The organism is Pseudonocardia pini, from assembly GCF_013870575.1.
In the GTDB taxonomy this organism is placed as follows: domain Bacteria; phylum Actinomycetota; class Actinomycetes; order Mycobacteriales; family Pseudonocardiaceae; genus Pseudonocardia; species Pseudonocardia pini.
This window is the reverse complement of record NZ_JACBXB010000317.1, coordinates 1-6044: the sequence shown is the minus strand read 5'-3', so window position 1 is coordinate 6044 and position 6044 is coordinate 1. Positions and strand designations below refer to the sequence as shown.

Genomic DNA, 6044 nt, shown 5'->3' with positions numbered 1-6044 from the left:
GGGGCGCAGGCCGGGTGGTCGCGCACGCGGTCCTCGTCGGGCGGCCAGCGCTGCTGGCCGAGTACGGGATCCAGCTCCCGCGCGAGCTTCTCGAGGCGAAGGAGGCGGCCGAGGCCGCGGGCCGCACGGCCGTCTGCGTGAGCTGGGACGGCTGGGCGCGCGGGATCCTCGTCGTGGCCGACACCGTGAAGCCCACCAGCGCAGACGCCGTCGCCCGGCTCCGCGACCTCGGCCTCACCCCCGTGTTGCTGACCGGGGACAACGAGGCCGCCGCCCGGGCCGTCGCCGCGGAGGTCGGGATCACCGAGGTGCGCGCGGAGGTACTGCCGGAGGAGAAGGTCGCGGTCGTGCAGGCGTTGCAGGCCGAGGGCCGCAGCGTCGCGATGGTCGGCGACGGGGTCAACGACGCCGCCGCCCTGGCCACCGCAGACCTCGGCCTGGCCATGGGGACGGGCACCGACGCGGCCATCGAGGCCAGCGACCTCACCCTCGTGCGGGGCGACCTGCTCGCCGCCGTGGACGCCATCCGGTTGGCGCGCCGCACGCTCGGCACGATCAAGGGCAACCTGTTCTGGGCGTTCGCGTACAACGTCGCAGCCCTCCCGTTGGCCGCGCTCGGACTGCTGAACCCGATGATCGCCGGGGCCGCGATGGCGTTCAGCTCGGTCTTCGTGGTGGCCAACAGCCTGCGCCTGCGCGGCTTCCGCAGCGCGGTGCCGCAGGCCGCCAGCTCACCCACCGGAGGGGCTCACCGATCCGGCTCGCGTCGTGACACATTCGGGGCTACCGACGGGTAAGGTGGGCGGGCACTCGACTGGTGAGGGGAGCACGATGGCGGAGACGACGGCGTCCGGATCGGTGCAGGCCCCGGCGCGCGGGGTGCGGCTCTCCCGGGGGGCCCGTCGGGCGCAGCTGCTCGTCGCGGCCCGGGACGTGTTCGCGGCGCAGGGCTACCACGCGGCGGCGATGGACGACATCGCCGAGAAGGCAGGCGTCAGCAAGCCGGTGCTCTACCAGCACTTCCCCGGCAAGCTCGAGCTCTACCGCGCACTGCTGACCACCTATGCCGACGAGCTGGTGGCGCGGGTGCGCGAGGCCATCGGCAACACGGCGGAGAACCGCGAGCGGGTGCACGCCGCGGTCGCCGCGTACTTCGACTTCGTGGCCGGCGAGGGGCACGCCTACCGGCTGGTGTTCGAGTCGGACCTGCGGGGCGAGCCCGAGGCCGCCGCGCTGGTCGACGGGGCGCTCACCAAGTGCATCGACGCCGTGGCCGCGGTGGTGACCGAGGACGCAGGTCTCGACCAGCAGCGCGCCCGGCTCCTCGCCGTCGGGCTGGTGGGGTTGTCGCAGGTCACCGCGCAGTACTGGTTGGACTCCGACCAGGACATCCCGCGGGACGAGGCCGTGGCCCTGATGTCCGCCCTGGCCTGGAAGGGCCTCGCGGGCTTCCCCCTCGTGCACGAGCACCAGTAGGGACCCGACCGCCCCGAGAGCCCTGGGGCGGCCGGGTGGTCTCAGCGTCGAGCCGGGACCGCCGCCTCGACCAGCGCCGCGATCCGGCGCGCGACGCCCGCGGGGCGCTCCACCGGGAGCATGTGACCGGCCTCGGGGAACAACGTGAGCTCCGCCTGCGGCAGCCGCTCGCGGAGCCGGTCGGAGAACCGGGGCGGGGTGAGCCGATCGCGCGCGCCCACCATGATGTGCACCGGGACGCCCTCGTAGGCGGCCAGCGAGTCGTGCCGCTCGTGCGTCTCCAGGGTCTCGAGGAAGCCGGAGACCGTGGTCGGGCGGCAGGCCGCGATCACGTCCGTGGTCGTGCGCACCGCCGACCGGCTCGGGTGTCTGCCCAACAGCAGGGCGCGCATCGCGGGCTCGAGCAGCCGCGGATGGGTGCTGAGCACGTCCCGCCCGGTCCAACGGTGCGACGCGTAGAGCCTGCTCTCGCGGGACCGCACCGCATGGACCACCCGCGGGGGCAGCCCGAAGGTGGGTCCGCCGAGACCGCCGCCCGCCGTCGCGACCAGCGCCACCCCGACGGCCCGGGCGGCGACCGCCGGGTGCCGCTCGGCCAGAGCCATGGTCGTCATGCCGCCCATGGAGTGCCCGGCCAGGACCAACGGCCCCGTGGGGGCCTCGGCCGCGACGACGGCGGCCAGGTCGTCCGCGAGCTGGTCGATCGTCATGGTGGCCGGGTCGACCGCGGCCGAGCGCCCGTGTCCACGATGGTCGTAGCGCAGGACCCGGGCCCCGGTCAGCCGGTCGGCGACGGGCTCCCAGCAGGTCGAGTCGAGGGTCCAGCCGTGTGCCAGCACCACCGTGACCGGGCCGGAGCCCGTGACGACGCCGTACAGCTCCGCACCATCCGCCCCGCTCAGCCGAGGTCCGTGCGACACGCTCGCGTCCTCCCGTCGACAGGACTTGCTGTTACCCACGGTAACTGTTACCAAAGGTAACGTGCCCCAGGACGACGCGACTGTCAAGAGGAACGCCCGATCCGAGCGACGGGCGGAACGCCGGGCCGAGATGGTCGAGGCGGCGATGGCGGCCGTGCGCACGCACGGCGCCGGCGTGTCGGTGGCGGAGATGGCGGCGAGCGCGGGCATCACGAAGCCCGTGCTCTACCGGCACTTCGACGACCGCGCCGACCTGCAGCGGGCCGTCGGGCAGCGGGCGGCCGAGGACCTGATGGAGAAGATGGCGCCCGCCCTGTCGGAGGACCTCGCCCCGCGCGCCCAGATCGCCGCGGTGGTCGACGCCTTCCTCGGCGGCATCGAGGACGAGCCCGAGCTGTGGCGCTTCGTGGTGCACAACCCGGCCGAGCGGGAGACCGCCACCGAGATCGTGGAGGACGTCCGCGGACAGATCGCGCTGGTGCTGTCGCAGCTGCTCGGGGCGCGGCTGCGGGCGGCGGGGCGGGACTCCGGCGGGGCCGAGGCGTGGGCGTACGGCCTGGTCGGGATGGTGCAGAGCGCGGGCGACTGGTGGTTGGAGCGGCGCACGATGAGCCGCGCCGACCTCACCGGCTACCTCACCGCCCTGATCTGGGACGGCGCGCACGGGATGCTGGGCGAGGGCGAGGAGCGGTCCCCGGTGCTCCGGATGGTCCCGGCGGACTCCGACGGCGTGGGCTGACAGCACGAACGGCACTCTCGTGCGGGCTACCGCACGGGAGTGCCGTTCGTGGTCTTCCGGCTCAGCTGCCGAAACCGACCTTCGCCACCGACGACGGCGCGATCTCGACGTAGGAGATGCGGGTGGCCGGGATGAGGTACTTGCGCCCCTTCTCGTCCACCAGCGTGAGCGTGCCGTCGGCCGACTTGAGCGCCTCGGCGACGAGCTTCTCGACCTCGTCAGCGGTCTGGTCGCTGGACACCACGAGCTCCCGCGGGCTCTCCGCGATGCCGATCTTGACCTCCACCGAGAACCTCCTGGTGACTTTCACGTACGAACCGATACCGGGGCCCAGGCTAGTCGAGCCGATCGTCGCGACCGGGCCCAGTCCGCCAGGGGCGAACTAGTTCAGCCCCAGCGCCGCCATCCGCTTGCCGTGGTTGCTCTGCAGCCGCTTGATCAGGGCCGCGATCCCGGCGATGTCCCCCGAGCCGCGCACGATGAAGTCCGCCAGCTCGTCCCGCTCGGCGACGATGTGCTGGGCCTGCGTGACGGCCTCGCCGAGCAGCCGCCGCCCCCACAGCGCGAGCCGGTCCCGGACCTGGCGGTTCGCGGCGCAGGCGGCGTGTACCTCGCGCTCGGCGAAGGCGGAGTGCCCGGTGTCGGCGAGGACCGCGCGGACCAGCTCGCCGGTCCGGCCGTCCACCCAGCCGCCGACCTCGCGGTAGAAGTCCGCCGCCAGCCCGTCGCCCACATAGGCCTTGACCAGCGACTCCAGCCAGGTCCGGGGACGGGTGGTGGCGTGGTAGGCGTCGACCCCCGCGACGAACGGGCGCATCGCCTGCTCGATGCCGACGTCCAGGCCCGCCAGGTGCTCCTCGAGCATCCGGAAGTGGCCCATCTCGGCCGCGGCCATGGCCGAGAGCGCCGCCCGGCCACCCAGGGTGGGCGCGGTGCGGGCGTCCTCCGCGAGCCGGTCGAACGCGGACAGCTCGCCGTAGGCCAGTGCGCCCAACAGGTCGACGATCGCCCGCCGCGTCGCGTCCGGACCCGCCGCGCCGGCCACGCCGCCCACCTGCTCCGCCATGGTCATTGAGCCTAGTCGGACCCGCCTCCCGGCACCGCTCGACGGTTGCCCCGGCGTGGCGGTGCACGTCACCGTGCCCCGCCGGGAGCCCCGGGGGTACCATGACGGGGCGCGTAGCGACCGGGCACGGCTTCGGCCCGCCGCGCGGACTACTGCGACATCGCCGGGTAACGGGTCGGCGCCACCAGGCGCCCGACTCACCGGCGTGCACACGACCTGGTGCGTACAGCGCCTCGGACGGCTCTCCCACCCGGGCTACCCCAGCCGGTGGTCGACGAGCCGGGCGCCTGGCTCCTGTACGCGGAGAGAGGCGATTCCCCTGTCCGACCCCATCGACACCCCCGAACCCACCGGTACCGCGGAGACCGTCGGTACCACCGAGACCCCCGAGCCCGCCGTGGTCGACCCCGAGGCCACCGAGGAGGCGCACCCGCTCCAGGCGGGCGCCCCCGTCAAGGCGGAGGCCCCCACGTTCGCCGAGCTCGGGGTCCGCCCCGAGATCGTCAGGGCGCTGGCCGAGGCCGGCATCGAGCGCACGTTCGCGATCCAGGAGCTGACCCTCCCGCTGGCCCTCGCCGGCGAGGACGTCATCGGCCAGGCGCGCACCGGCACCGGCAAGACCCTCGGCTTCGGCGTCCCGCTGCTGCAGCGGGTCGTGCCGCCGTCGGAGCTCCCCGCGGCGACCGCCGAGGGAGACGCCGCGGACCGCGGCAAGGACGTCCCGCAGGCCCTCGTGGTGGTCCCCACCCGCGAGCTCTGCGTGCAGGTCGCCCAGGACATCGCCGAGGCGGGCAAGCACCTCGGCACCCGGGTCACCGCGATCTACGGCGGGCGGGCCTACGAACCGCAGCTCGCCGCCCTGCACAAGGGCGTGGACATCGTCGTCGGCACCCCGGGCAGGCTCCTGGACCTCGCCGAGCAGCGCCACCTGGTGCTCGGCCGCGTCGGCGCCCTGGTGCTCGACGAGGCGGACGAGATGCTCGACCTCGGCTTCCTGCCGGACGTCGAGCGCATCCTGCGCATGCTCCCCGAGAAGCGCCAGACGATGCTGTTCTCGGCCACCATGCCGGGCCCGATCATCGCGCTGTCCCGCGCCTTCCTGAACCGCCCCACGCACATCCGGGCGGAGGAGGCGGACCAGGGCTCGATCCACGAGCGCACGGCGCAGTTCGTCTACCGCGCCCACGCGATGGACAAGGTCGAGCTGGTCACGCGGGTCCTGCAGGCCAAGGACCGCGGCCTCACCATGATCTTCGCGCGCACCAAGCGCACCGTGCAGCGCGTGGCGGACGACCTCGCCGAGCGCGGGTTCGCCGCCGCCGCGGTGCACGGCGACCTGGGCCAGGGCGCCCGCGAGCAGGCGCTGCGCGCGTTCCGCTCCGGCAAGGTGGACGTGCTGGTGGCCACGGACGTCGCGGCCCGCGGCATCGACGTCACCGACGTCACGCACGTGATCAACTACCAGTGCCCCGAGGACTCGAAGACCTACGTCCACCGGATCGGCCGCACCGGCCGCGCCGGCAAGGAGGGCGTCGCGGTCACGCTCGTCGACTGGGACGAGATGCCGCGCTGGAAGATGGTCTCGGACGACCTGTCCCTGGGCATCGACGAGCCGGTCGAGACCTACTCGACCAGCGACCACCTCTACACCGACCTCGACGTCCCCACGGACGCCACGGGGCGGCTGCCGCTGAGCAAGCGCACGCGCGCCGGGCTCAAGGCGGAGTACGTGGACACCGAGGGTGACCACCAGGGCCGCAGCAAGCGCAAGGACCGGGACGACCGGCCCGCGCGCAAGGAGCGCACCCGCAGCCGCACCCGCAGCCGCAACGGGGTCCCGGTC

The 6044-nt window shown here is 73.9% G+C and carries 6 protein-coding genes and 1 pseudogene; 4 read left to right on the top strand and 3 right to left on the bottom strand.

Going from position 1 to position 6044, the window contains the following annotated elements; all coding sequences use genetic code 11:
• Nucleotides 1-797, top strand: a 797-nt coding sequence (locus H5J29_RS18090) for an HAD-IC family P-type ATPase (protein ID WP_181782132.1), incomplete at its 5' end; no start/stop codon positions are given.
• A 34-nt stretch (nt 798-831) separates the two neighbouring features.
• A complete protein-coding gene (locus H5J29_RS18085) occupies nt 832-1476 on the top strand; it encodes a TetR/AcrR family transcriptional regulator (RefSeq protein ID WP_181782131.1) in 645 nt (214 codons plus the stop codon).
• 41 nt (nt 1477-1517) lie between these two features.
• Here the strand turns inward: H5J29_RS18085 and H5J29_RS18080 are convergent, their stop codons facing one another.
• The gene (locus H5J29_RS18080; RefSeq protein ID WP_181782130.1) at nt 1518-2396 is read right to left on the bottom strand and encodes an alpha/beta fold hydrolase; all 879 of its coding nucleotides are present in this window, start codon (nt 2394-2396) and stop codon (nt 1518-1520) included.
• Between the two features lie 61 nt (nt 2397-2457).
• Between H5J29_RS18080 and H5J29_RS18075 the strand changes: the two genes are divergently transcribed.
• A complete protein-coding gene (locus H5J29_RS18075; protein ID WP_312858291.1) occupies nt 2458-3135 on the top strand; it encodes a TetR family transcriptional regulator in 678 nt (225 codons plus the stop codon).
• Nucleotides 3136-3196: 61 nt separating this feature from the next.
• Here H5J29_RS18075 and H5J29_RS18070 read toward each other — a convergent pair whose 3' ends face one another.
• Together H5J29_RS18070 and H5J29_RS18065 are read right to left on the bottom strand one after the other, a co-directional pair.
• Nucleotides 3197-3421 carry a DUF3107 domain-containing protein gene (locus H5J29_RS18070; protein WP_181782129.1) on the bottom strand — a complete coding sequence of 75 codons (225 nt, stop codon included), beginning with the start codon at nt 3419-3421 and terminating at the stop codon, nt 3197-3199.
• Between the two features lie 96 nt (nt 3422-3517).
• On the bottom strand, nt 3518-4201 hold the full coding sequence (locus H5J29_RS18065; protein ID WP_181782128.1) for a ferritin-like fold-containing protein: 684 nt from the start codon (nt 4199-4201) through the stop codon (nt 3518-3520).
• Nucleotides 4202-4550: 349 nt separating this feature from the next.
• On the opposite strand from H5J29_RS18065, the pseudogene H5J29_RS18060 reads away from it, so the two are divergent.
• Nucleotides 4551-6044 (top strand): annotated as a pseudogene (locus H5J29_RS18060) (DEAD/DEAH box helicase); the annotation flags it as partial.